We start from the raw sequence: 660 nt of genomic DNA, 5'->3' as shown, positions 1-660 counted from the left end.
ACTGGCGCCGCCCTCCGCCGCGCCAGGAGTCGAGCGCCGCCCCGGCGATGCCGCGCGGCGCCGCCACCACCAGCGCCACCACGAGGCCGCCGAGCAGGAGCTTGGAATAAGCGGTGGCGCTCATGAGGACGATGGACAGCAGCTTGTAGACGATGGCGCCCGGCACCGGTCCGATCACCGTGCCGACGCCGCCCAGCAGCACCATGGCGAGCGCGTCCACCGAGAGCGGGATGCCCAGCACGTCCGGGAATACGCTGCCCTTCAGGAACGCGAACAGCGCGCCCGCCACCCCGGCGAGGGTGCCGGCGATGGCGAAGGCGGTCCATTGCACGTGCTGGCGCGACAGGCCGAGCGCCTCGGCGCGGACCGGATTGTCGCGCACCGCCCGCAGCGTGAGGCCGAAGGGCGAGAAGATCACGCTCCGCAGCAGCGCCACCCCGAGGAGCGCGGCCGCAAGGGCGAGCCAGTAGAAGGCGGCGGGCGAAGCGGCCCAGGCGGCGGGCCAGATGCCGATCAGCCCGTTGTCGCCGCCGGTCACGCCGACCCACTGGAAGGCCACCGCCCAGGCGATCTGCGCGAAAGCGAGCGTCAGCATGGCCGAATAGACGCCGGAGAGCCGCACGCAGAAACCAGCCGAACGCCACCGCGCCGAGCAAGGCG

1 pseudogene is annotated in these 660 nt (G+C 73.0%); it reads right to left on the bottom strand.

Going from position 1 to position 660, the window contains the following annotated elements:
- A pseudogene (locus tag AC2W7M_RS26925) lies at positions 1 to 660 on the bottom strand (branched-chain amino acid ABC transporter permease); the annotation flags it as partial.

The sequence above is a fragment of the Xanthobacter sp. BG11Y11_SDJG genome, from assembly GCF_057364445.1.
Note: the sequence above shows the minus strand (reverse complement) of the source record. Positions and strands in the feature narration are given on the sequence as shown.